The following is a 24,298-nucleotide window of genomic DNA, read 5'->3' on the forward strand; positions in this document are numbered from 1 at the left end:
GGTGGCGAAGCCGCCCCAAGAATTTGTGTTGAAACAATGAACCTGGGCCTGCTGCGCAGTCCAGCGGGAGCAAGCTCCCTCGCCACAAAAGCGGGTTCGCGCTGGCCTCTGGGCGCTGTTCCTCAGAGGCCAGTTTCAAGGGGTGGATTGGCTAGCGTGCTTCGACGTTATCCAGCGCACGGTTCGCCAGCATTGCGCTCAGTTCGATCAATTGCTGGATACCCAGGGCAATGTGGCGTCTTGAGCCTTTCAGGTCGAAGGCCAGGTCACTGACCATGGCATTGGCCGAGGCCAGGTTTTCGCTGAGGTTGGCGAGCAGGGTTTCGGTGTCGATGCCGGGGGCAACGGTGAACAGCTGGCCGGGATCGGCCTCGGGTTTGCTGGGTTTGGGCTTGAGGTAGGAATCGAGGATGCGGTCGGCGGCTTTGTCGAATGCTTTTGAATTGGATGGATCGGTGTCCGGTGGGTTGGGCGTTACTTTGAACATAGTTGAGGCTCATGTGGAAGTTTGACGGAGCCATCACCCTCGCTACCAAACGAAGGGTGGCGGCCATACGCAGGTTGGTAGACCGGTCCACATGAACACCGGCGCGCCCGAGGGCGCCCTACGCATGGCCACCATTGAATGCAAATGCTGAAACGCGCCTGCAAAAAAGTGAGCCGTGCGTCATGTAGAGGCCGGGCTACCAAACCCGATCGCTGATTTATCAGCGACGGGGAAACGATAAAGCCCGACCTCCAGGCGCACAAGCCGGCGGATTCTGGCGTAGTTGTAGGTAACGGCGCAAGACGACGTAGCCTGAACCCGAACGTTCCTACATCTGAATAAACGCAGGCTTGTTTGGAGCGGAAATAAGACTAACAACACAACCCTTGTGGCGAGGGAGCTTGCTCGCTGGACTGCGCAGCAGGCCCACGTTTTTTTGCTCAATGCAGAAATTTTGGGGCGGCTTCGCCACCCAGCGGGAGCAAGCTCCCTCGCCACAAAAGCGCTGACTCAGGCCAACAGAGCGGTGTGCTCGTTAGCCCTTCGCCGCCATCGCCGTCACTTCCACCTTCATCCCCTCGACCGCCAACGATGCCACGCCCACGGCGGCGCGAACCGGCCAGGGTTTGGCGAAGAAGCGTTTGTAGACCTCGTTGAACGCGGCGCGATCGGCCATGTCGGTCAGGTAGATGGTCAGGTGCAACACCCGGTCCATGGAACTGCCGGCACCCTCCAAGGCGGTCTTGAGGGCTTGCAGTGTGCATTCGCTCTGCAGCGTGATGTCGCCCAGTTCCAGGCTGCCGTCGGCGCGGGTGGGGATTTGCGTGGAAACCAGCAGGCCGCCGAAGCCGGCGACGTCGGAGGAAATCGAATCGGCATCCGGATCTGGAATAAACGTGATGTCTGGGTTGCTCATGCAAAGCCTCATGCAGGAAAGAAAAAGGACCGCCGCAGTTTACCGTCCATTGCCGCGCCGTTCCTGCATTCCTTTAGCCGTGCGTTTCCAGGCCATGGTTTTGCATCAGCGCCTGGATGTAGGCCTCCAGCGTCGTGGTGCCGTGCAGGGCCGCGTCGTCGCCCGCGTCGAAGCCGCTGTCGAGGCTGACGGCGCTCATGCGCGTATAGGATTGCGCCGCAGCGGGGCTGAAGCCGAGGCTCCGGAAATGGCTTTCCCATTGGTTCCTGGGTATCACCTGCACCTCGACCGGCCGGCCGAGCGCCTGGGAAAATGCCCGTGCCACATCATTGGGCGAATACAGGCGAGGCCCTTGCACATGACGCACGCCAACGTCGTCAATCGGCGAAAGCAAGCGCGCGGCGGCGACCTCGCCCAAGTCACGGGGCGCCACCATGGGAAACGCCAGGTCGGCGGGGAACAGCGTGGGCAGCTTGCCGGTCTCGCGGACGGTCTCGAGCAGGTTGTCCCAGTTACTCATGTAGTAAGCCCCGCGATTGATCGCCGCCGGGATCGACTGGTTGCGCACGCCTTCTTCCAATTCCCACAAGACGCTGAGATCGCCGATGCGCTCACCGGGCTGGGCGCCGGCGGTGGATTGCACGACGATTTTCTCCAGGCCCGAGCCGTCAAGGGCCGCGAGGATGTTGGCGACCGTGCGCCGTTCCACCGCGTCGGTATCGGTACTGGGCGCGGCGGGCGGGTTGAGAATGAACGCCCTGCGCCCGAGCCGAAAGGCGTCACGCAATGACTCGACATTTTCAGCATCGGCTTCGACGATTTGAGCGCCCCTGGCGTGCCATTCAGCGGCGTGGCTGGCATTGCGGGTCATGACGATCACGGCATGCCCTGGGGCCAGCAAGGCCCGGACCGTGGCCGATCCAACGTGGCCCGTGGCGCCCATGATCACGTACATGGCTTCATCTCCTGGAATCAAAGGCCGCCCTGGGCCGGACGCTGGATGGTTTGCGCCGGTTCAAGGGGCGGTTGCGTGCCGTTCAGGCGTGCGACCAGTTGTTGTGCCTGTTCCCATCCCAGATCGGGCTCCAGCCAGTCGAGAGCGTCGTCGGCGCTGAAGGCCAGGACTCGTTGTTGCTGGTTGGCGATGTCGCCATAGGTCACCAGGGCCAGGCCGTCACAGCCAAACGAGGTCTCGCTGGCCTGGGCCAGGGCGGCCAGGAAGATCGGCGCCGATTGCCGAGCGGTCAGGTAGGCGAGGCGTGGCGCCTGGGACGGCGAGGCGGGTGCTTGCGACTCATACCAGCCCTCCACGGCGACCAGCACGCGGCCTTCATGCTTGATGGGATCGAATACCTTGGAACGCATGACCAGGTGCAAGGGCAGGTGCGTCAGCGGCGGCATGGTGCCCACCGACCAGATCGGCGACCAGCCCCAGCGAACCTTGATGCATTCCAAGTGCCCGCCGCGACGGCGAATGGCGCTGACCTGCATGTTGGGCTTGATCAGGCTGTGTCGCTCCTGGGCCTTGGGCGGCGTTGTCTCGTACAGGTCCAGGGGCGTGACGGATGTACCGAAACGGCTGCCGGAGGTGTCTCGCTGGGCGAAATACGCCAGGGAATCTTTTGAAGAAACGTGTTGAACCAGACCGTCACACATAACGAAAACTCCGGCAGTGAAACGCAAATAGGCCTTGATGTACCCGCCGTTCAAACCGTGGTTGCCGTGGCTTTCAGCGGTGTCATGTAGGTCCGAACCCGTGGCGAAATGCTTGGTTCGAAAATCCTCGCGGCGGGGAGACGAGCGGGCAATTGGGGTGGATGCACTGACGCCATCGCGAGCAAGCTCGCTCCCACAATGGAGTTGTGGTGGGTCAGGATTCTCAGCTACACCGCCGAGCCCCTGTGGGAGCGAGCCTGCTCGCGATAGCGGTGTGTCAGCTTGCGGGGAGGTCAGGCTGTGCTGGCGTCATCGCGAGCAAGCTCGCTCCCACGGCGTTGTGCATGGATGAAGTCTATAAACGCCCTCAACGGCGAAGGCAAGTAGCGCCGCCCAGGGTAGTAGAGGAACGGCCCGGTAAAGCGCTGCCACCAGGGTTCGAGCACCGGTTCGAGGGCGCCGCTGTCCAGGTGGGGCCGTAGCCAGTCCTCGAACAGGTGGACAATGCCCAGCCCATCCACCGCGGCCTGCACCGCCAGGTCCATGGCGCCGCCGATGCGCACGATCAACGGACCGCTCGGGTCGACGCTCACGGTCTCGCCGTCACGTTCGTATTCCCACAAGGGCAGGGCGCCGCTGGGAAACTTGCCCGTCAGGCAGGCGTGCCCCAGCAGGTCCCGTGGATGTTCGGGGCGGCCCCGGGCGTCGAGGTACGCCGGTGCCGCGGCCGTGGCGAAACGCTGGAACCACGGGCCGATGGGGATGGCGATCATGTCTTGCTCCAGGCGTTCGTCGTAGCGAATCCCCGCGTCACAGCCAGCGGCCAGCATGTCGACGAAACTCTCTTCGGTGACCACTTCCAGGCGGATGTCGGGGTAGCTTTTCAGGAACGGCGTGATAATCGCCGGCAACACCAGCCGGGCGGCGCTGACGGGCACGTTCAGCCTGAGGGTGCCCGATGGCCGGTCGCGAAAATCGTTGACCACGTCCATCGCCGCCTCGACTTCGCCCAGGGCCGGCACGATGCGTTCCATCAACCGGGCGCCGGCCTCGGTCGGCACCACGCTGCGGGTGGTGCGGTTGAGCAGGCGCACGCCGAGCCGGCTTTCCATCCGCCGTACGGCATCGCTGAGGCTCGACGCGGACTTGCCGCTCAGCCGTGCGCCTTCACGAAAGCCCTTCGCGTTGACCACGGCCACGAAGGCCAGCAAGTCTTGAATATCCGTCGCCATTGTTCTCTCCGCCGTACAACCCGTGCTGATTGCACCTGATTATCACGGGAATGGTCAACGCCTATAGTCGGCCCACTCACATTGATCCGAGGGCTACGAGATGAACATTGCAGACAAGGCGGGCAACTTTTTATTGGGCGAGCGCGTGGTGAATCGCATGGGCTATGGCGCGATGCAGTTGGCGGGGCCTCAGGTCTTCGGCCCGCCGAAAGACCCGGCTGCCGCCGTCGCCGTGCTGCGCGAAGCGTTGGCGAGCGGGGTCAACCACATCGACACCGCCGATTTCTACGGGCCCCATGTCACCAACCAGCTGATCCGTGAAGCGCTGCACCCTTACGACCAGGACTTGGTCATCGTGACCAAGGTCGGTGCCGTGCGCGGTGCCGACGCGTCCTGGAACCCGGCCCACAGCCCCGCCGAATTGACCCGTGCGGTCCACGATAATCTGCGCAACCTCGACGTGGAGGTCCTGGACGTGGTCAACCTGCGGGTGTGGGGCGACCTGCATTCGCCCACCGAAGACTCCATCGAGGCATCCTTCACGGCACTGGCCGAGCTGCAGCGCCAAGGCCTGATCCGCCACTTGGGCCTGAGCAACGTCACGGCGGCACAGGTCAGGGAGGCCCAGGGCATTGCGAAGGTGGTCTGCGTGCAGAACCACTACAACCTGACCCATCGCGACGATGAGCAACTCATCGCCGACCTAGGCCGGCAGGGCATTGCCTACGTGCCATTTTTTCCGCTGGGTGGGTTTACGCCACTGCAATCGGAAACCCTGTCCAGCGTGGCGGCGCGCTTGCAGGCATCACCGCTGTGCGTGGCCCTGGCGTGGTTGCTGCAACGTGCGCCGAATATTCTGCTGATCCCCGGCACCTCGTCCGTGGCGCACCTGCGGGAAAACCTCTCGGCGAGTGCACTGACGATTCCTGCGCAACTGCTCGCCGAGCTGGATGCAATCTAGGCCGCCTGGAACACCAGCGTCTCGCCATCCTCCGGTATCAACAACCGGCTTGCGACACCGGCCAGTGCGGCGGCGTCGGCCAAGGCCTTGCGGGTCGTCGGGCAATGGCTGATCGCTTCCAGGTGATTGGCCACCACGGTCCCACGGCTCAGACGGATGAATTCCAGCGTCTCGTCGATGCCCATGATAATGTCGCCGCCGATATCGAACCGTGCCCCGCCTGCCGGCACCACGCTGACCTGCGGCTGGTGGCGCAAGACGAATTCGCGCACGGTGGGGGTGAGCACGGTGTCGCCGGTGAGGTAGACACTCGGTTCGCCGGGCAACTCGATCAGGTAGCCGACGCCGTGTTCCATCAACTTGCCCACCAGGCCCAGCCCATGGGTGCATCTCACGGAGCGAATGGTGCCGCCCAGGAAGGGGTTGGGTTGGTCATGTGCCTGGGCAAGTGGCTGGACGTTCAAGCCACGCTTGGCCAGGTACGGGGCGTCATGGGGTGTGCAGATGACCGGGATCTGTCTTTCCCTCAGCCAGCGCTTGGCCGCGCGGTCCAGATGGTCGAAATGGCCTTTCTGGCAATGGGTGATCAGGCAGTGCGTGACCGTCTCCAGGTCCTTCGCTGTTGACGCCGGAAGCGCCACCAGCGGATTGCGCTGGTTGGCACCAAACAGTCGAAGCGGTGGAAGCGTGCCCTTGTCCGCCAGCATCGGGTCGACGAGCACGCGATAGGGGCCGAATTCAAGAAGGATCGTGGCGTTACGGATCTGCTGGATGTTCATGAGGCGTTCCTATTGAGCGAGCGCTTCATGGTGCCGATCCGGCCCGGTGTGCATAATGGCCGGATCTGACATCTTTGATTCGTTTCATGCCATGACCCAAAAACTCCGAATCGGTCTGCTCCTGTTTCCCGGCTGCATGCCCGCCGGCCTGTTCGCCTTTGCCGATCTGCTGCACGCCGCCAACCGCAGGCGAGGGCGGGCGCTGTTCGAGGCACGCTACATCGCGTTGCAGGCCGGGCCGGTGCTGTGCGCCCATGGCGTGACCTTGCACGCGGACGCGGCCCTGGGCAGCACCGAGCTGGATGCGGTCCTGGTTCCCGGTTTCTGGGCCGAATCGGCCGAGCAGGTGAATGCCGTCCTGACCGAGCAAACAGCCCTTTTGAGCGCTTTGTCGAAGCAAGCCCGAGCACTGCAGCTCTGGTCCTATTGCACCGGAGTCTGCCTGCTGGCCGCCAGTGGCCGCTTGGACGGGCAGGGCGCGACGGTGACCTGGTGGCTGGCGCAAGCGATGCAGCAGCAGTATCGAAAAGTCCTTTGGCAAAGTGAGCAGAACTGCGTGTTCAACGCGCGCACGGCGACGGCGTCCGGGGTGAACGGCTACCTGCCCATCGCCGAACAACTCATCGAGCGCAGCGTCAGCAGCGACGTCCTGCGCGACATCACCCGGCTCATGGTGCTACCGCGCCCGGCCATTCCCCATGCGGCGTTCCAGGGCAGCACGCTGATCGAGCAACCCAGCGGATGGCTGCGGCAGTTGCATGGATTGATCGAGCAGATGCCGGCCGAGGGGATCACCGTGCAGGCCCTGGCAAGCGCGCTGGCGGTGTCCGAGCGCACCTTGGCGCGCAAGGTCAACCGTGAAACGGGGCAGGCCGTCGCGGCCTACGCCCGGCGCATCAAGTTGAACCAGGTCAGCGAGCGCCTGACGTTGACCTCGCTGCCCCTGGCCAGCATCGGCGCCGAGCTGGGTTTCAGCAGCAGCTCCAACTTGCAGCGCATGTTCAAGGCGCTGACCGGGCTGACGCCGATGGCATACCGGCGCAAGTTCGGGCGTGTGTAACGCCGGTCAGCCCGGCGTCTTGTCGGTTTCATTGCGATGGTGTTCCGGCCAGTTGTCCACGGGGTGGGCACGGTCTTCGTTGAACATCTCCGTGAGCAGCGCATTGGCGCGGCGGTAGGCGTCATGCCGGAACTTGAGATCGTCTTCCGGCTGGGCGACGATTTCCTCCAGCATCTTGAGGTTCAATCGGCGGAACTGATCCGCGCGCTCACGCGCTTCATAAGCCCCGACGCCCATGCGCTCCAGCGCACTGCGACCCAAGGACAGCGCGCTCTCGAAGGTCTCCCGTTCGGCCGCCTCCACGCCCATCTGCCGCAGCATGATGAGGTGGCCCATGTCCCGCGCCCGTACGATCAACTGCAATGCCGGGAAGTGCTCCTGGGCCAGGCGGGTCAGCGTCAGGTTGTCTTCCTGGTTGTCGATGGCGTTGATCAAGACCGTCGCTTGGGCCGCGCCGGCTGCGTGCAATAAGTCGAGGCGCGTGGCATCGCCATAAAAGACTTTCACGCCGAATTTGCGCAGCGTCTCGATGTTGTCAGGGTCGTGATCCAGCACCACCACGTCGACGCCGCAGGACATCAGCAGGCGTCCGGCGATCTGCCCGAAGCGGCCGAAGCCGGCGATGATCACGCGGGGATTCTGCTGGTCGACGAGGTCGGATTCGCGCTTGTTTTTCTGGGTGACGGACTCGAAGCGATCCAGCAGCAGGATCAGCAAAGGCGTCAGGCACATGGACAACGCCACCGCCAGGGTCAGGCTCTTGCCCCATTGGTCGGTCAGGATCCCGGCCAGCGTCGCGGCACCGAACACCACGAAGGCAAATTCGCTGCCCTGGCCCAGCAACACCGCTTGCCAGGAACGCTGGCCGGCAGGGACATTCAAGAAGCGGCTGATGATCTTGATCACCAGCAATTTGATCAGGATGAAACCCAGGGTCAGGGTGATGACTTTCAGCGGTGCGTTGATCAACGTGCCGAAATCGATCGACATGCCGACGCCGATGAAAAACAGACCCAGCAGCAGACCCTTGAACGGCTCGATGTCGCTTTCCAGGGCATGGCGGTATTCGGAACTTGCCAGCAGCACGCCGGCGAGGAATGCGCCCATGGCCATCGACAAGCCGGCTTCCTCCAGCAGGAAGCCGAAGCCGAACACCAGGAAAAGTGCGACGGCACTGAAAATCTCGCGCAAGCCTGAGCGTGCGGCGAAGCGCAGCAGCGGTCGCGTCACGTAGCGCCCCAGCAGCACGACGATGGCGATGGCAGCGACGATTTTGCCAATCGATAGCAACAGTGCCGTGCCTGAAGGCGTGTCGCCGTGGGCCGACAACAACGGAATCATCGCCACCAGGGGAATGGCCGCGATGTCCTGGAACAGCAGCACGGCAAAACTGCTGCGGCCGACGGCGGTGGCGGTCAGGTTGCGTTCGCTCATGGCCTGCATGGCGATGGCCGTGGAGGACAGGCTCAGGGTCAGGCCGACCAGCAGCGCCGCCGTCCAGTTCAGGCCCAGGGCCGCGCAGAACGTTGCGATCGCGCCGCCGCAGGCCAGCATCTGCAAGGCGCCCCCACCGAAGACCATCCGGCGCAGGGCCCAGAGCCGCTTGGGATCGAGTTCAAGGCCGATGATGAACAGCATCAGCACCACGCCGATCTCTGCGAATTCCAGGATCGCCTTTACATCGGTAATCAGCTTCAGCCCCCACGGGCCGATGATGCACCCGGCCAGCAGGTAACCCAGCACCGGGCCCAGGCCGAACCGAACGGCAATCGGTACGATCAGCGTCGCCGAGGCCAGGTAGATCAGCATTTCAATCAGGCTGTGCGTCTCCATGTCAATCTTCCTTCCAGGCGGCCAGGCGTTCGCCGTAATGTTCGATTTGGGCGCGTTGGGCCTCGGAGTCGGCGGCATACGCGCCATGCACCGCAACGGGTTCCAGCCAGCGCATGCCGCAATAAATGGCCGTGGCGTGGAGGGGTTGGGCCAATGCCGAAAAGCCCGGGTAGGCGCCGATCTGGAAATGATCCTGTTCGCCACCCGTGGTCACGGCCCACAGCAACCGCTTGTCCTTGAGCGCCGTGGCGCCTTTGCCATAGGCCCAGCCGTGGGTGAAGACTTTATCGACCCACAGTTTCAGCAGCGGCGGGGTGCTGTACCAGTACATCGGGTGCTGGAGGACGACCAGCTCCGCTTGCTCCACGGCACGTTGTTCTGCCTCAACGTCGATATCGAAGTTGGGATAAAGCGCATACAGCGAACGTATGACCACGTCCGGGTTGCTGGATACTCGCTTGAGCATCTGCTGGTTGACCCGTGATTTGTCGGGGTAGGGGTGCGCATAAATGATAAGAATCATCGGTGAATTCCTTGGTTTGGCTCCGTCGATTCTTGTCTGTCGAGGAGGCTTGCTCCCGCTAGGGGTGCGCTGTAGGAGCTGCCGAGTGAAGCGAGGCTGCGATCTTTCCCCAGACACTTGAATCTCAAGCGAAAGATCAAAAGATCGCAGCCTCGCTTCACTCGGCAGCTCCTACAGTGAGCGCGAGCCAAGCGAAACAAATACTGTGCCGTGCGATACAAACAAGAGCGCCTTCCCAGGCAGGATCCAGGCCGGAAAGGCCCGACATCCTACCGAGGAAGGCGCTGATTGTTTAGCGCGGATCGATACATCGGGACACTTCAGCCAAGCGGCAGCGAGACCCTGGCCTCCAACCCGCCACCCTTGCGATTCCTCAGGGTCAGCGTCCCGCCATGCTCCAGTATCGTCGCCCGGGCCGCCGACAGGCCCAGCCCGACGCCGCCGGTGTGCTTGTTGCGCGAGCCTTCGATGCGAAAGAACGGCGTGAAGACCTGCTCAAGGTGTTGGGCATCGATGCCCGGTCCTCGGTCGAGGATGCGAATGTCCACCCGGTGGGCGTCGGCTTGGAGCCGAACCGTCGGCTCGCCGCCATACTTGATCGCGTTGTCGATCAGGTTGACCAAGGCGCGCTTGATGCCGATGGGCCGGCCGACGTACACGAAGCGCTGTGCGCCTTCGAATGCGACCTCGGTGCCGGCGTCCTTGAGGTCATCGACGATGGTGTGCAGCAGTTCGGCCAGGTCGAACGCGGTGGCATGTTCCAGCCGGGCATCGTCGCGAAAGAACTCCAGGGCGGAATTGACCATCGCCTGCATTTCATCCACGTCCCGGAACAGGCGCGATTGCTGCTCGGCATCCTCGATGAACTCCCCGCGCAGGCGCATGCGGGTCAACGGTGCACGCAAGTCATGGGAGATGGCCGCGAGCATCTGCGTGCGGTCCTGCAGGAAGTGCTTGAGCTGGGCCTGCATGGCGTTGAACGCGAGGATCGCCTGGCGGATTTCGTGGGGGCCGATCACCGGAATCGGTGGCGCCTGGTGGTCGACGCCAAAGCGCCGCGCACCTTCGGCAAAGCGTTCCAGCGGTGCGGCCAAGTGCCGGGTGGCGATCAGCGCGACGATAAACGTCGAGAGCAGGATCAGCGCGATGATGATCAGGTTGCGCGCCCATTCTCCCAGCCCCCAACTGCGCGACGGCACGGAGAAAATCACCCAGGAATGGTCGGCCAGCTCGATGATCACCGCGTAGCGCGCATCCGCTTGGTTGGCCGGCCAGTCGGCCGGTTCGTAGGCTTCGATCCTGGCGTCCGGTCGGCCCAATTGCTGGCGCAGGAGCGCCGAACCTTCGCTGAATTCCGGGTCATCGATCAGCGGTAGCCGGGCCTCCTCATGGTGTTGTAGCCATTGCGTGTTGAATGCCGGGTTGCTCGCGGCCTTGGCAATAGCCGCCCGTTGTTCGGGGGCGACGGAGTCGATGATGCGGGTGATGGTGGCGGCCCTTTCCATCAGGCCGGTTTCCATCAGGGGAGGGCGCGCCCAGGCACCGGCCAGCAGGCTGAACAGTTCGTTGAGGGCGAGCAGGGTCAGCATGGCGATCATGGTGGTCAGGGCGATCCACCGCGCCACCGTGTCCCTTGGTCGATGAATGCCCGGGCGCGAGCGCTTCATCGCTTCACCACATGGGGGCTGAACAGATAGCCGCTGTTGCGCACGGTGCGAATCATCGAGGCGCCGGGGACGTCGGTTTCCAACTTGCGTCGCAGGCGGCTGACCTGGACGTCGATGCTGCGATCGAACGCCTCGAAGGTTTCGCCACGGGCCAGGTCCAGCAACTGCTGGCGCGTCAGCACCCGGCGCGGGTGTTCGGCAAACACCAGCAGCAATTCGAACTCGCCGCTGGACAGCGGGATCATGACCTTCTCCGGTGAGCGCAATTCGCGGCGGGTGACGTCCAGCTGCCAGTTTTCGAATTCCAGGATTGGCCGGGATGAGTCGTTCAACGTGGCCCTGGCTTCACCGGTGCGCCGCAGCACGGCACGCACCCGGGCCAACAATTCCCGGGCGTCGAACGGCTTGGTCAGGTAATCGTCCGCTCCCAGCTCCAGGCCGACGACGCGGTCGCTCAATTCACCCATGGCGGTGAGCATGATGATGCCGACCGTGTGTTCGGCCCGCAGCCGTTGGCACAGCACCAGGCCGTTGTCCCCCGGCAACATGACGTCGAGGATGATCAGGTCCGGCACCTGGCGTTCCACCGCTTGCCACAGGGCATTGCCGTCGGCGGCCACGTCCACGCTATAGCCATGTTGTTCGAGGAATTTGCGCAAGAGGGCGAGGACTTCGAGGTCATCGTCCACCAGTAGTAAATGGCTCACGGTGGGCACGCAGGGTAATGAATACAGGGGGAATACTAGGGTCAATCCAGGGCCTGCGTCATATATTTCAACCCGGAAACAAAGTTGCCGGCGGGCAATATTGTGGAAATCTGCGGGCAAAAAAACGGCGGCAGGATGGCCCTGATGTCGGTCAGTTGAACAGCCAGCCAACGCCGAACCCGTGGCGAGGGAGCTTGCTCCCGCTTGAGTGCGAAGCGCTCACCGCTTTTTAGGGCCGCTTCGCGCCCCAGCGGGAGCAAGCTCCCTCGCCACGGGTTCAGTGTTGGCTTTTGACCGGCCTACGCAGCATCCCAATCCTCGCCGAGATCACCCCGTATGCCGATCACCCAGCCCGTTCCGTTGTTCGTTCGCTCCACCGTCGTGGTTGTATTGGCGGCACTCGCCAGTGGTTGCTCCAGCACGCCAGCCGCAAAACCAGGCTCGTGTGAAAGCGCGACCTACACCGTTTACGATCCCGCCGAACCCGTCAACCGTGGCATCTTCGCCTTCAACCGAACCGTGGATGACTACGCACTGGCACCGGTGGCCCGTGGTTATCGCAAGCTGCCGGAGATGTTCCAGGCCGGCGTGCACAACTTCGTGGCGAACTTCGGCGAGCCCAAGGTGTTCATCAACGACCTGCTGCAAGGCAATGCCCAGCGCTCGGTCAACACGCTTGGCCGTTTCGTCATCAACTCCACGGCGGGCATCGTCGGGCTGATCGACGTGTCGGGCAAGCTGGGCATCGAGCGCCACAAGGCCGATTTCGGCCAGACTTTCGGCGTCTGGAACCTCGCCCCGGGGCCCATCCTGGAACTGCCACTGCTGGGCAGCGCCAACCTGCGGGATGCGACGGGCAAAGTGCTGAGCTTTGCCGTCGACCCGTTCGGCGACAACAGCAGCACGGTCGAGACCCTGGGCACGATCAACACCGTCGGCGGCCTTGTCGATGGCCGTGCCGAGGCGTTGCCAACCACCGATCAGTTGCAGACCGAAGCGGACTACTACGCGGCCCTTCGCGACGCCACGGCGCAACGGCGTGCCGATCTTGTCGCCCAGGGCAAGTTGGGGGCGGTGGTGGAGGACAATCGGCAGTGCCAGGAGGGAGGGGCCGCTGATGAGTAACGAGGCGCTGGTCTTGCATCGGCGAATGCGTTTGCTCCAGCCGGATGCATTGCATTGCCGTGAGGTGGAACTGCGGTTGGCCGAAGACGGTAGCCACGTGCTGCTCAACCATTATGTCGAGCTGTATCGCCATCAACGTCTCGGTTGGTGCGCCCTTCGGCAGCATCGGGTGCCGTTGGCGGCGATAGTGCGCTGGATGATCGATAACGGCGAACAGATGAGGGGTTAGTGGCAATCTGCTGCTTAATACAGCGGCATTTCGGAGCAAATGCTGTGAAATATTTATACATAATTACGGATTAATAATGGTTGTACGACGTCGTATCTAATATGTTCGACTGTGGCCGTTTCTTACAAAAAAAATAAACGGAGATTCACCCATGACGAGCATTCCTACCGCTGAGGAACAAGCTGCGGCGCCCGTGCAAGGCCGTTTCGTACGCCTGCTGAAGCTTCTCGGCCCCGGCATCATCGCCGTTCTTTCCTGGCTGGGTGCTGGCGACCTCATCACGTCATCCGTGGCCGGCGCAAACTACGGCTACGCGATGATGTGGGTGCTGGCGGTCTCTCTGCTGCTGCGCTACCTGATCGTCAACATCATCGCGCGCTTCCAGCTCTGCAATAACCAGGGCATGACCATCCTGCAGGGGTATGCCCAGCTCAATCCGTTTTTCGCCTGGTTCCTGCTGGTGTATGCGCTGCTCATGGGGCACCTGATGAATGCCTACATGATCAAGGGGGCCGGTGAGGCCCTGGCCATGCTGCTCAAGATTGACTACCCGCTGCTGTGTTCGGTGGCGGTGGTATTGGCGGTGTGGATGCTCGTCGGGCGCAATATCTATTCGATGATCGAAGGCGTGATGAAAGGGCTGCTGGCGATCATGACGCTGGCGTTCCTGGCCCTGGCGGTGATGTCCGGCCCGGATGTCGCCGGCATCGTCAAAGGCACCATCGGCTTCAGCATTCCGCCCGATGAAGGCGTGCATGGCGCGTTGTTGGTGGCCGTCTCGGTGATCGGCGCAGTGGCCGGTTCCATCGCCAACTTCGTTCATCCGTATGTGATGCGCCAGAAGGGCTGGGTAGGACCTGAACACAAGCGTATCCAGCGCAACGACCTGCTGTTTGCGGTGTTTGTCGGGATCATCATCAACCTGGCCATCTGGATCGTCGGCGCGGAAATCCTGCGACCCAACGGCATTGAGGTCAAAACCCTGGGCGACCTGGGCAAGGCCCTGGAAATATTCTTTGGTCCGATCGGTTGGTACGTATTCTTCGTGGGTGTGTTCGCCACGCTGTTCGCCAGCATTTCGGGCAAGACCACGGCGTTCCCGATGCTCATCACCGACGCCTTCCAGCATGTGCGCCCCGAGCGCCGGGAGCGTTACGGCAAAGAGTTCCACCGCGACCCGATGCACAAATGGTTCATGCTGTTCATTCTGGTGACGCCACTGATCTGGTCGCTGCCGGGCATGCCGGACTTCGTCACGCTGACCATCGGCGTCAACGCGCTGAACATTGTCGGCTTGCCAGTGATTTCCCTGGGCCTTTTGATCATGTCCAACCAGAAGTCCTTGCTGGGCAAGGAGTACCGCAACAACCTGTTCGAGAATATCGCGCTGCTGTTTGCCACAGGCCTGGCATTGTGGGTCGCGTTCCAGTTGGGGGTCGATCTGTTTACCTGAGGCCCGGCCATCTGCAACTTTCGGGGGGACTGCTAGACTTTATCGTCCAGTCCCTTTCGGAGAAGCGGAATGAACAATAAAAACAGGATCTGCCTCTGGTACGACGGCAACGCCGAGGAAGCTGCGCGGTTCTACGCAAAAACCTTTCCCGACAGTGCGGTGAACGCTGTCTACCATGCCCCAAGTGATTATCCGTCGGGCAAGGAGGGCGATGTGATCACTGTTGATTTCACGGTGATCGGTATTCCTTGCGTCGGCCTCAACGGCGGGCCGGTGTTCAAGCACAACGAGGCCTTTTCATTCCAGATTACAACTGAAGACCAGGCCGAAACGGACCGTTTGTGGAACGCCATCATCGACAACGGCGGCCAGGCAAGCGCCTGTGGCTGGTGCAAGGACAAATGGGGTTTGTCGTGGCAGATCAGCCCACGGGTGTTGCTTGAAGCGGTCGGCAGTCCTGACAAAGCCGTGGCCAAGCGGGCCTTCGAAGCGATGATGACCATGACCAAGATCGACATTGCCGCAATTGAAGCGGCGGTGAAAGGCTAGCTGTCGAATCATCACCATTATTTTCTTGTGGGAGCGGGCTTGCTCGCGAAGGCGGTGGGTCAGTCAACCTCAATGCTGACTGGTCCGACGCCTTCGCGAGCAAGCCCGCTCCCACAGTTGTGTTGTGGTGTCTTCGATTTCTCGGCCTGCCCACATCCCCTGTGGGAGCGAGCCTGCTCGCGATGACGGCGGCACAGCCAACACCATGCAAGCTGACCTACAGGGTAGCCTCAGGCACCCTGGCAATCACCTTGATCTCGAACTGAAAACCATACAGCCACGTCACCCCCACCGCCGTCAGTGTCGGATGCGGCGCGTTGCCCCAGAATTCGGGCACGACGCTCCAGACCCGTTCGAAGATCGACTCGGGGTCGACCATGAACACTGTCACGTCCACCACATCGTCAAAGCTGCAATCGGCCGCGGCGAGGATCGCCTTCAGGTTGTTGAACGCCAGCCGGACCTGAGCCTCCAGGTCGGGCTCTGGCGAACCGTCGGCGGTGCTGCCGACTTGCCCGGAGACGAACAGGAAACCATTGGAACGAATCGCCGGCGAATAGCGATTGCGCTCATACAGTGCCTGGCGTCCAGGCGGAAAAACCACATCACGCTGTGTCATGAATACCTCCTTCAAAAAGTGGTTCCAAACGATGAACTCACTCTAGGGGCTTGTATCCGGGCGATAAACGAGCAACCTTGGTGTTCACTGTTTGTTAATCCCAAACAATCGAACCATGCCGGGGCAGAAATGGACCGTTTTGATGCGATGCAAGCGTTCGTGCGAGTCGTGGAGGCGGGCAGCTTTACCAAGGCGGCAGAAACCCTGCACATGAGCAAGACCACCGTGACCCAACTGGTGCAGCAGCTCGAGGCACGGTTGCGGGTCAAGCTGCTCAACCGCACCACACGCAAGGTCAATGTCACCGCCGACGGCGCGGCTTATTACGAGCGGGTGATCCGGTTGCTGGCCGACATGGACGATGCCGAGACCAGCGTGTCCGGCGCCCAGGCGTTACCTCGCGGGCGACTGCGGGTGGACGTGCCGAGTCCGCTGGCGGCGATGATCCTGATACCCGCCTTGCCGGCGTTCTACGCGCGATACCCGGACATCCAGATTGACATGGGCGTCAGCGATCGCCTCGTCGACATGCTTGATGAAAACGTCGATTGCGTGGTGCGCGGCGGTGAGTTGCGGGATCAGTCGCTGATCGCCCGACGCGTTGGCGACCTGGCCCTTGGCGTCTTCGCCGCCCCGAGTTACCTGGCACGGTTTGGCCCGCCCGCACACCCTCGCGAACTGGAAGACTCGCACCATCGCACCGTCGGTTTCCTGTGGGCGCGCACCGGCAAATCCTTGCCCTACGCCATGCGCCGTAACGGTGAACTGCTTCACGTCAAAGGGCGCTACGCGTTGGCCATCGACGACGGCAACGCCTACCTCGCGGCCGGGCTGGCGGGGCTGGGCGTGCTCTGGCTGCCCGAGTACATGTCCCGCCGTCACCAGGCGCAAGGGGAATTGGTGCCGCTGTTCGAAGACTGGCAGCTGGACCCGATGCCGCTTTATCTGGCCTATCCCCCGAACCGGCATATCAGCGCCAAGTTGCGGGTGTTCATCGATTGGGTCGTGGAGCTGATGGCGCAGCATGCGCCTATTATTGATCGATCTGTTTCGTGAAATTTGGCTGTCCAGTTGTAGAGGAGATACACCATGGACCGATTCACCGGCGGTTGCCTGTGCGGCAATGTTCGACTTGAAGCCTTGGGGCGCCCGTATCGTGTCGGCCTTTGTCACTGCCTCGATTGCCGCAAGCATCACGGGGCACTGTTCTACGCGGCTGCGGTGTTTCCTCAGGACGCGGTGACAGTCGAGGGTGAAACCCGGGATTATGCCGGACGATTTTTCTGTCCGCGCTGTGGCTCGTCGCTGTTTGCCCGCTCGGGCGACGAGATCGAAGTGCACCTGGGGACCCTGGACGCATCCGATCAACTGATGCCCACCTACGAAAGCTGGACCGTGCGCCGTGAGTCCTGGTTGCCGGCGTTTGCGCTTACCCGATGTTATGAGCAGGATCGTGAGGGTACGGGGCGGTCTGAGGAATAGAGGCAATGTGTTCCACCGCTATCGCGAGCAAGCTCGCTCCCACAGTTTGGTCGGTGGTGTGCTCAATGCCGGATTCACAACCAAACCCCTGTGGGAGCGAGCTTGCTCGCGATAGCGGTAGGCCAGTCAACTTCAATGCTGACTGATCCGACGCCTTCGCGAGCAAGCCCGCTCCCACAAGGAATCTGCGCTTTTATTCCTTGAGGAACGTCAGCAGATCCTGGTTCAACCGGTCCTTGTGGGTTTCGGTCAAGCCGTGCGGTGCGCCAGGGTAGACGATCAGTCGAGCGCCTTTGATCAGCGCCGCCGAGGCCCGGCCTGCTGCGTCGATCGGCACGATCTGATCGTCATCGCCATGGATGACCAAGGTCGGCACGTCGAACTTCTTCAAATCGCCGCGGAAATCTGTCGCCGAGAAGGCCGCGATCGAGTCATAGGTATTCTTGCTGCCACCCTGCATACCCTGCACCCAGAACGATTGGATCAGTCCCTGGGACGGCTTGGCGCCCTTGCGGTTGTAGCCGTAGAACGGGCCCGAGGCGATGTCCAGGTACAGCTGCGAGCGGTTCTCCAGGGACGCCTTGCGCAGGCCGTCGAACACTTCGATAGGCAAGCCACCAGGGTTGGTTTCTGTCTTGAGCATCAGCGGTGGCACCGAAGAAACCAGCACGGCTTTTTTCACCCGGGCGGTACCGTGGCGACCGATATACCGCGCCACTTCACCGCCCCCCGTCGAGAAGCCCACCAGCGTCACGTTCTTGAGGTCCAGTGCTTCAATCACCGCCGCCAGGTCGTCGGCGTAGTGGTCCATGTCGTTGCCTTCCCAAGGCTGGCTGGAGCGACCGTGACCGCGACGGTCGTGGGCAATCACCCGATAGCCTTTCGAGGCGAGGAACATCATCTGGCCTTCCCAGCTGTCGGAGTCCAGCGGCCAGCCGTGGCTGAACGTCACGACCTGGCCATCACGCGGGCCCCAGTCCTTGTAGTACAGCTGCACGCCATCCTGGGTGGTGATGTAGCTGGCGGACTGGACCACGCTGCCGACAGCGGATGCGCTGGCAGCGGCCTGGACCGGCGACGCGGCTTCGGCGTTGAGGGTGGCCAAGGCCAGGGTCGCGACAGCCAGGGTGCGGTTGAAGGTGTTCATCGTGTCTCTCTCCATAAGGTCGGTTTGATCTGCGGCGATCGTCATCGATCGCGTTGGTGGGCAGATTAGAGAGAGAGGCCGATGACGAGAACGGCGTGGGCATCGATAGCAACTATGGGAAAATCGGATAGCTGCGTTGCGCTTCGGTTGCCGTGACTCGTTCGTGGCGAGGGAGCTTGCTCCCGCTGGGTGGCGCAGCCGCCCCAAACGGAGCGACGCGAGTCTTCCTGGTGTATTTCATTGGCCGATGTGCGACGGCTGCGCCGCCGAGCGGGAGCAAGCTCCCTCGCCACAATGTATTGTTCAAGCGCCCTGAAATCGCCCTCAACCAAACGAAGGCATCGGCCCCAACGAATTAATGATCCACACGACCACCGCTACGGCCGCCAGCACCGCGACCACGATGCTGATAAGCACCCATTTAAGAATTTTCAGCCCTTTCGACGGAGCCCCCGGCGCGAGGGGCTCCACCGGGAACGTCATCTCCCCGGCGCATCGCGGGCAAACATCGGTGTCGTCAAGGAGGAGGTACCCGCAGTGTTCGCAGTTTGTCATGTCGTCACTTCAAGGCTCAAAGGAGGGTAGCCCTCTATGGGCTTGTAAAAGCGGCCAAAAACACCGGGCGCCAGTCGCTTAATATTTGTAGACGATGCCCAGCCTGCCCATGATCTCCAGGGCAGTGACCAGGCCCAGGCCATTCATGGGCAGGCAGGCGAAGGCTTGGTATTCATCGAAGTGCGTGCCGATGGCCAGCAACTTCAAATCATGGGTTTCCAGCTGCCCATTGAAGTAGTGCAGGAGCGCGCGTTCCCAATCGTCGGCGCGGTTGACCGCCTCGATGGTTTTACGCTCGGGCGTCGGAATTTCAATGTCCAGCTGCCGCAATGGGGCCAAGGCATTGACCGCATCGACGCCGCAGGACGACCATTCCTTCCATTCGAACCCGGCCAATTGATTGGTCTCGGTGAGCGCTGACTCGACTTGCGTCCAGGCCCAATCCCACTGCCCGGTAGGCGCCGGCAGGTTCTGAATAAGTGCTTGCGCGTGAGCCTCGTCGAACAGGCTATCGAACAGGTCAGCCAGGGTATCGGCCAGATCGGGCTGCGGCCCTTGCCCCTGGGTGTCCAGGTCGTGGCTCAAGCGCTGCCACAGGCTGCCCAGCTCGTCCCAATCCTCGTCATCCATGTCATCCTCGATCACCTGGGCCTTATGGCCGCGCAGGTAATTGTCCAGCCGCGTCTTGCGCACACGCACGCTGCCTTCGGCAAGATCGACATCATAGCTGCGGTAATCCAGGTAGTTGGTCTGGAACACGATGCGGTCTGGAAACACTTCATGGGCAAGGCTTTCCTCCACATCGAAATACGCCGCGCCTTCGAAATCGCCATGGGCGCTGATGATGCGTTGCAACGACAGGGGATCGATTGGGTTCATGTGGGCTGGGTCACAAGGAGGAGGGCGAAAGGGAGACGCCGTGCACGTTGGCCGATATCCGGTTCGCGCTGATCCTACACCAAGCGCCAGTGGCTGCTAAGGGGCGGAATGTGGACTGCGTCAACTGCCGGGCAAGTGTTTGGGTCTATGCTTACCTTGCCTTCGTGAATCAGGCCCACCCATGCACGAACACCGAACGGTCCACAGGGAGTACGCGTGAGACATTCGATACCGGCTGCAGCGTTGTTTTGCCTATTGCTCGGCACGGTTGCCAGGGCTGAGCAGTATCAAATCGTCACCGAAGAATGGGCGCCGTACAACTACCAGGAAAACAACCGGCTCACCGGCATGACCACCGAGATCGTCCGGGCCATCATGGCGCTGACCGGAGATGATTTCGAAGTGCTGCTGCAGCCCAGCATGCGCACCAGCCAGATACTCAAGCACCGTCCCAAGACCATCATGTATTCCATGTTTCGCACGCCGGAACGCGAATCGCAGTTCAAATGGGTCGGGCCGATCGTGGAAGAGTCCATCCACCCTTATCAACTGGCCAATGCGCCGCCGCTGGACACCCTGGAACAACTCCTTAACGCCTCGCAGATCACCACGCGCCACGCCGGCCTGGTCCCTCAGATGCTGCAGTCACTGGGCTTCAACAACCTGGACAAAAGCGCCACCGAGAGCAAGCTGCTCTACCGCATGCTGCTTGCCGGTCGCACCCAGATCATTGTTGGCGACACTGATGCGGGCGTGGCTTATTACAGCCGTCAACTGGATATCGCCCCGGGCACCTTGCGACGGATTCCTATCGAACTGTATCGCTCATCGCTGTACATCGCCTTCAGTCCCGACAGTGAGGATGAAGTGGTGGCGGCGTGGTCCCGGGCGTTGGAGCAGTTGCGGCGTTCGGGGGAATTGGAGCGGATTCAGCGGCGGTATGAGGGCGCGGGAGGACAATGAACGCGCGGAACCGGCGAAAGCCGGTCTGCAAGCCTTCACTCATTTCACGCTCTGCAGCAATCAGGCCGGCCAGCGCCGGTGAAACGACGATTGCCGACCTGTTGCGCTGCAATGAGCCAGCAGCAACGACACTGGGGTTAACGGAATGTCCAGTGGGTAGCTGGTTTACCTACGGGCTCTGGATCAAAACGATTATCAGGCTTGATTTTTTTTTTTGAAAAATATCGTCCATGTCACTCAGTATCGACTTACTTCCGTAATATGAGTGTCCTATGAAGCTGAAGCTCGTATCAGCATTGGATGCATCGAGGGTGTCTACTCCCTTCAACAACGCGAGGTTTGCACCAGAGTCGCCTAGCCTGGGTGAAGCCATATCATGGTAAGCGCTCTATTTGCTGAATGAACATTCTACGAGCGTGTTAACAAATGCCGCTTTGTTTGCCACTTTCCTGGTTCGAATCGCGTCTTGATATAAAAGTGCGTCCTCGGTTGACAACCCCGTGCACCGCCCTAATAGATCGTCAGCCTGGATAGCTACCATGGACGTGTCTGAAGGAAGTGTCACTTTGCTTTCATCAAACCACATTGAAGCTAAGTTCAGGGTGGCAAGCTTTCTTTCCTGGGAGTCTGGCAGGCTGTCCTTGATTGTTTTAAGGGTGTGTACAGCGCGGCCGCGAATCTCGGTGCTTTCTAAACTATTCCTGATTTCCTGCATTTTTTCTGCAGTCAATTGATTGTTTAAAAGGCTTGGTCCAGTTGCCGCGATACTTGATTTCAGTGCGGAAAAAATTATCTGCTGAGCATCATTATTTACCGCGTTTTTTGCTTTGCTCACCTCAATGACCATATATGAGTTATCTGTATAGAAGCAATCGTCAGCAGGTTCGAGCATTAGAGCGCAGCGTGAGTTGACAACTCTTCCTGTGGCATCATTGTAAGCTAGGGATGACCAAGGGATTTGTTTGGTGCGATCTTCGCTTCTTATCAGAACATAATTTCCGGCCTCAATAGCGGCAGAGCTTGGGTTTGCGGTAGGTTTTTCATCGGTCGGGCTTTTCAAGTCAAATGAAAAAGTAAATATATTGTCATCTTGATCATCCTTGATAAAAACCTCAGCTAAAGATGAAAGGATCGCCGTGGCTGGATGTGCAGGAGGATAAAAAGTTTCGCCGAGCCCGGCAAGGTTTGCGGCCAGATTTCTTAATTGGGTGCCGTCGGTATCTAACTCTATTATATAGAAGTCAAGTTTCAGAGGGTTTCCGCCATAAGTTATTGGGCCGAAAACACCATGGAGATTTGATAAGTTGAGAAACTGCCCGCGACGCACGTCATTGCTATAAAAAATAACCTTGGAGTTTTTTATTCCGTCGCTTCCAAACTTTCTATTGCAAGGGTCCTCGCAGGTGCTGGAAACGATTGCAATGTCCCCGGTCGTTGGTTCGTTTCTAACTACCCGCAACAGGCTTCTATATTCTATAAAGTCTTTTATGAAAACTTGCTTCAATGAAACGGTGATCGGGTCGCCGGCGCTAATCAGATTCGCTGCGGCTTCAGAGCGAATGTATTTTGGGTTTAGACTTCCTTGGTGGGTGCCGGGTCTATTATATCGGTAATCAACAGCTCCCTGATTGCTGATGGCGCAAGCTGAGCAGAGTGTAATTAGCGATAATATCGTTGCGTTCGCGAATAGGCTGCGCATAATAATTGATCACTCCTTGTGTGCTTTTTTATTTTATTGTTTGCTTGTTGGGTGCAGCATAGTTTAGATTTTTTCGACGTAAAGCCGCTTTGTGTATTTTTTATCAAAAGGGGATTGGTGGCTTGAGGGGCTGCTACTGAAGTACGTTGTGAAGGGTGTGTTAAATAAAGAAGTGTTTCAAGAATGACTCAGATAACACATGTCTCACGCGGTTCGGAAAGAGGGCGGAATTAGCTTTTTTGCTTCGCCGCAGACCAGAGCAGGGAAAGAAGCGTACGCGAATCCATCAAACGCTCGTCGGCCTCCACCAGGCCTGGAAGCGCATGCCATGGATGGTTGGCGTTGCGATGATGATGCAAGTGCAGATTGATGTGATAAGGCCAAATGAAAAACCTGCCTGCACATCTCACTTTCCAGGCGTAAGTCCATTGCTGCCAGCCTGGGGTTACGCCAGGTCCACCACTGTGTTCGGCGATGCTACGGATTTTCTGTAGCAGCGTTCCCAAGGTGGCGAGTGGCAAAAACCATAACAGCACGATAAGCATCATGGTCTGGGCGCTGGTTTGCCAGGCGATGACAGATAAGAGGGCGAGCCAGATAGTGCCCGCAGCAGCAATGGGTCGTGTCATCTTCGGTGAAACCCCGCCCGCATCTCTGTAAGCGCGCAGGTTACGCAGCGTGTTAATAAGGAACAGATCCCCCAGCAATTGCCTGAGCAATAAGCTCCCGGACAGCGGTCGGAAATTCCATGGCTGGCGGTGATAAAGAAAGCGCCGCTCCGGATCTTTCGTTGATCCCGTGTGCTGATGATGCTCAAGGTGCAGTGGTCTATAAAATTCAATGGGCACCGTACCCGGGACACCGATGGCCACGTTGATCAAAAAGTCATTGATACCGCGATGACGCGTCAGGTGATAGTGAGTCGCGTCGTGGTACAGAATGAACAATGCATGTTGGCGCGCGGCAATAATGACAAAAGCCAGGCAATACATACGCCAGTCCGAAACATACAGCGCAATGCGCAACGTCACGATGATGCACAACCACTCAAGCAGGATGGCCCCCAAGGTGCGCAAATCCACCTTCAGGCGATTCAGCGCTATTGTCGTCAAACCCGCTGCTGCGCCAATGGCTGCCCCATAGACCACATCGAGCAGTACATGCTGGCCGGTCGTCAACACGGTGATTGCCAGCATCAGGCTCCATAGCGCGAAGATCCCTGCCTGGCGGACACGCAGATAACCCAGCACAACGCTGATGGCCACCGGTAATGCAACATGCCCGCTGGGTGACGCCGCCAGCGGTGAGTCAACGCTGTAGAACCACGCCAGCCACTGCGACGTGCTATCCGGACGCTCTATAACGGTGGGCCAGAACAGGTGGCTCACCAGGCAGGTTCCAGAGGCCAGGGCCGCCGCAAAAAAAGCCGGTAGCAGCCAGTCGCGGTGACGCCCTAGAAACACGAGCGCGGGCATGATCAATAAATAGCTAAGGTACAAGGGCAGTGTGTAAGGCAGTTGCGCAATGTGCGCATCGATAGCGCCGGGCTGAATAATCCGTACCGGCCCCATCGGGAAATGCGTGACGAGAAAATACAGGATGCCTGTCACAACGGTATAAACCAGCAGCCAACTGACGGGACGGGTCACCCTTGAGGCATTGACAGGACGGTGTTCGACAGTGGATGACATGATCAAGGCGCCTGGGTAAACGAGGAGGGCGAGTGGAAGTCTACGTTGCATTGGCCGATTGATCTGGCCAATATCCATCCCCCTTG

General features: G+C 60.4%; 24 protein-coding genes. 9 read left to right on the plus strand and 15 right to left on the minus strand.

Translation table 11 applies throughout. The features are described from left to right. Positions 1 to 151 precede the first annotated feature (151 nt). The 5 genes from ACIPQ1_RS01605 to ACIPQ1_RS01625 all read right to left on the minus strand — a co-directional run bounded on the left by ACIPQ1_RS01605 (position 152) and on the right by ACIPQ1_RS01625 (position 4,291). The gene (locus ACIPQ1_RS01605) at positions 152 to 487 is read right to left on the minus strand and encodes a DUF6124 family protein (protein ID WP_250964480.1); all 336 of its coding nucleotides are present in this window, start codon (positions 485 to 487) and stop codon (positions 152 to 154) included. A 535-nt stretch (positions 488 to 1,022) separates the two neighbouring features. Then, complete coding sequence (locus ACIPQ1_RS01610) at positions 1,023 to 1,403, minus strand: RidA family protein (RefSeq protein WP_186729661.1); 381 nt, start codon at positions 1,401 to 1,403, stop codon at positions 1,023 to 1,025. A 73-nt stretch (positions 1,404 to 1,476) separates the two neighbouring features. Further along, entirely contained in the window at positions 1,477 to 2,358 is an 882-nt protein-coding gene (locus ACIPQ1_RS01615; protein ID WP_446533441.1) for an NmrA family NAD(P)-binding protein, read from the minus strand. Positions 2,359 to 2,375: 17 nt separating this feature from the next. Then, complete coding sequence (locus tag ACIPQ1_RS01620) at positions 2,376 to 3,059, minus strand: SOS response-associated peptidase family protein (protein WP_446533442.1); 684 nt, start codon at positions 3,057 to 3,059, stop codon at positions 2,376 to 2,378. A gap of 293 nt (positions 3,060 to 3,352) precedes the next feature. After that, entirely contained in the window at positions 3,353 to 4,291 is a 939-nt protein-coding gene (locus ACIPQ1_RS01625; RefSeq protein ID WP_446533443.1) for a LysR family transcriptional regulator, read from the minus strand. A 100-nt stretch (positions 4,292 to 4,391) separates the two neighbouring features. Here ACIPQ1_RS01625 and ACIPQ1_RS01630 point away from each other — a divergent pair, with 100 nt between their 5' ends. Beyond that, positions 4,392 to 5,252: an aldo/keto reductase family oxidoreductase gene (locus tag ACIPQ1_RS01630; RefSeq protein WP_446533444.1), complete on the plus strand. Its 861-nt coding sequence runs from the start codon at positions 4,392 to 4,394 to the stop codon at positions 5,250 to 5,252. Here ACIPQ1_RS01630 and ACIPQ1_RS01635 read toward each other — a convergent pair. Next, positions 5,249 to 6,031, minus strand: a complete 783-nt coding sequence (locus ACIPQ1_RS01635; RefSeq protein WP_446533445.1) for an MBL fold metallo-hydrolase — start codon at positions 6,029 to 6,031, stop codon at positions 5,249 to 5,251. The genes ACIPQ1_RS01630 and ACIPQ1_RS01635 overlap by 4 nt on opposite strands. A gap of 91 nt (positions 6,032 to 6,122) precedes the next feature. Between ACIPQ1_RS01635 and ACIPQ1_RS01640 the strand changes: the two genes are divergently transcribed. Then, positions 6,123 to 7,091 (plus strand): GlxA family transcriptional regulator, encoded by a 969-nt coding sequence (locus tag ACIPQ1_RS01640; RefSeq protein ID WP_446533446.1) that lies wholly within the window; start codon positions 6,123 to 6,125, stop codon positions 7,089 to 7,091. A gap of 6 nt (positions 7,092 to 7,097) precedes the next feature. On the opposite strand, the gene kefC is transcribed toward ACIPQ1_RS01640, so the two are convergent. From kefC to ACIPQ1_RS01660, 4 genes are all read right to left on the minus strand, one after another. Then, on the minus strand, positions 7,098 to 8,924 hold the full coding sequence (kefC, locus tag ACIPQ1_RS01645) for a glutathione-regulated potassium-efflux system protein KefC (RefSeq protein WP_446533447.1): 1,827 nt from the start codon (positions 8,922 to 8,924) through the stop codon (positions 7,098 to 7,100). A 1-nt stretch (position 8,925) separates the two neighbouring features. Next, a complete protein-coding gene (kefF, locus tag ACIPQ1_RS01650; protein ID WP_446533448.1) occupies positions 8,926 to 9,447 on the minus strand; it encodes a glutathione-regulated potassium-efflux system oxidoreductase KefF in 522 nt (173 codons plus the stop codon). A 320-nt stretch (positions 9,448 to 9,767) separates the two neighbouring features. Then, positions 9,768 to 11,114 carry an ATP-binding protein gene (locus ACIPQ1_RS01655; RefSeq protein WP_446533449.1) on the minus strand — a complete coding sequence of 449 codons (1,347 nt, stop codon included), beginning with the start codon at positions 11,112 to 11,114 and terminating at the stop codon, positions 9,768 to 9,770. After that, complete coding sequence (locus tag ACIPQ1_RS01660) at positions 11,111 to 11,821, minus strand: response regulator (RefSeq protein WP_446533450.1); 711 nt, start codon at positions 11,819 to 11,821, stop codon at positions 11,111 to 11,113. Before ACIPQ1_RS01660 ends, ACIPQ1_RS01655 begins: the two co-directional genes overlap by 4 nt. 336 nt (positions 11,822 to 12,157) lie before the next feature. Between ACIPQ1_RS01660 and ACIPQ1_RS01665 the strand changes: the two genes are divergently transcribed. The 4 genes from ACIPQ1_RS01665 to ACIPQ1_RS01680 all read left to right on the plus strand — a co-directional run bounded on the left by ACIPQ1_RS01665 (position 12,158) and on the right by ACIPQ1_RS01680 (position 15,177). After that, a complete protein-coding gene (locus tag ACIPQ1_RS01665; RefSeq protein WP_446533451.1) occupies positions 12,158 to 12,946 on the plus strand; it encodes an MlaA family lipoprotein in 789 nt (262 codons plus the stop codon). Continuing rightward, positions 12,939 to 13,175: a hypothetical protein gene (locus ACIPQ1_RS01670; protein WP_186710719.1), complete on the plus strand. Its 237-nt coding sequence runs from the start codon at positions 12,939 to 12,941 to the stop codon at positions 13,173 to 13,175. Before ACIPQ1_RS01665 ends, ACIPQ1_RS01670 begins: the two co-directional genes overlap by 8 nt. A 151-nt stretch (positions 13,176 to 13,326) precedes the next feature. Then, positions 13,327 to 14,628, plus strand: a complete 1,302-nt coding sequence (locus tag ACIPQ1_RS01675; protein WP_411387143.1) for an Nramp family divalent metal transporter — start codon at positions 13,327 to 13,329, stop codon at positions 14,626 to 14,628. A gap of 69 nt (positions 14,629 to 14,697) precedes the next feature. Then, complete coding sequence (locus tag ACIPQ1_RS01680; RefSeq protein ID WP_446533452.1) at positions 14,698 to 15,177, plus strand: VOC family protein; 480 nt, start codon at positions 14,698 to 14,700, stop codon at positions 15,175 to 15,177. A 217-nt stretch (positions 15,178 to 15,394) separates the two neighbouring features. Here ACIPQ1_RS01680 and ACIPQ1_RS01685 read toward each other — a convergent pair whose 3' ends face one another. Beyond that, positions 15,395 to 15,796: a RidA family protein gene (locus tag ACIPQ1_RS01685; protein WP_207961599.1), complete on the minus strand. Its 402-nt coding sequence runs from the start codon at positions 15,794 to 15,796 to the stop codon at positions 15,395 to 15,397. A gap of 129 nt (positions 15,797 to 15,925) precedes the next feature. Between ACIPQ1_RS01685 and ACIPQ1_RS01690 the strand changes: the two genes are divergently transcribed. Together ACIPQ1_RS01690 and ACIPQ1_RS01695 are read left to right on the plus strand one after the other, a co-directional pair. Continuing rightward, a complete protein-coding gene (locus ACIPQ1_RS01690; protein WP_446533453.1) occupies positions 15,926 to 16,852 on the plus strand; it encodes a LysR substrate-binding domain-containing protein in 927 nt (308 codons plus the stop codon). 33 nt (positions 16,853 to 16,885) lie between these two features. Then, the gene (locus tag ACIPQ1_RS01695) at positions 16,886 to 17,278 is read left to right on the plus strand and encodes a GFA family protein (protein ID WP_446533454.1); all 393 of its coding nucleotides are present in this window, start codon (positions 16,886 to 16,888) and stop codon (positions 17,276 to 17,278) included. Positions 17,279 to 17,471: 193 nt separating this feature from the next. On the opposite strand, the gene ACIPQ1_RS01700 is transcribed toward ACIPQ1_RS01695, so the two are convergent. Both ACIPQ1_RS01700 and ACIPQ1_RS01705 read right to left on the minus strand, forming a co-directional pair. After that, entirely contained in the window at positions 17,472 to 18,425 is a 954-nt protein-coding gene (locus ACIPQ1_RS01700) for an alpha/beta fold hydrolase (protein ID WP_411387147.1), read from the minus strand. 633 nt (positions 18,426 to 19,058) lie between these two features. Continuing rightward, on the minus strand, positions 19,059 to 19,859 hold the full coding sequence (locus ACIPQ1_RS01705; protein WP_411387149.1) for a hypothetical protein: 801 nt from the start codon (positions 19,857 to 19,859) through the stop codon (positions 19,059 to 19,061). Between the two features lie 216 nt (positions 19,860 to 20,075). On the opposite strand from ACIPQ1_RS01705, the gene ACIPQ1_RS01710 reads away from it, so the two are divergent. Next, the gene (locus tag ACIPQ1_RS01710; protein ID WP_411387150.1) at positions 20,076 to 20,822 is read left to right on the plus strand and encodes a substrate-binding periplasmic protein; all 747 of its coding nucleotides are present in this window, start codon (positions 20,076 to 20,078) and stop codon (positions 20,820 to 20,822) included. Positions 20,823 to 21,210: 388 nt separating this feature from the next. Here ACIPQ1_RS01710 and ACIPQ1_RS01715 read toward each other — a convergent pair whose 3' ends face one another. Both ACIPQ1_RS01715 and ACIPQ1_RS01720 read right to left on the minus strand, forming a co-directional pair. Continuing rightward, positions 21,211 to 22,521, minus strand: a complete 1,311-nt coding sequence (locus tag ACIPQ1_RS01715) for a hypothetical protein (protein ID WP_411387151.1) — start codon at positions 22,519 to 22,521, stop codon at positions 21,211 to 21,213. Between the two features lie 230 nt (positions 22,522 to 22,751). Beyond that, on the minus strand, positions 22,752 to 24,212 hold the full coding sequence (locus ACIPQ1_RS01720) for a fatty acid desaturase (RefSeq protein WP_250964458.1): 1,461 nt from the start codon (positions 24,210 to 24,212) through the stop codon (positions 22,752 to 22,754). Between the last annotated feature and the right edge of the window lie 86 nt (positions 24,213 to 24,298).

The sequence above is a fragment of the Pseudomonas sp. LARHCG127 genome, from assembly GCF_052871455.1.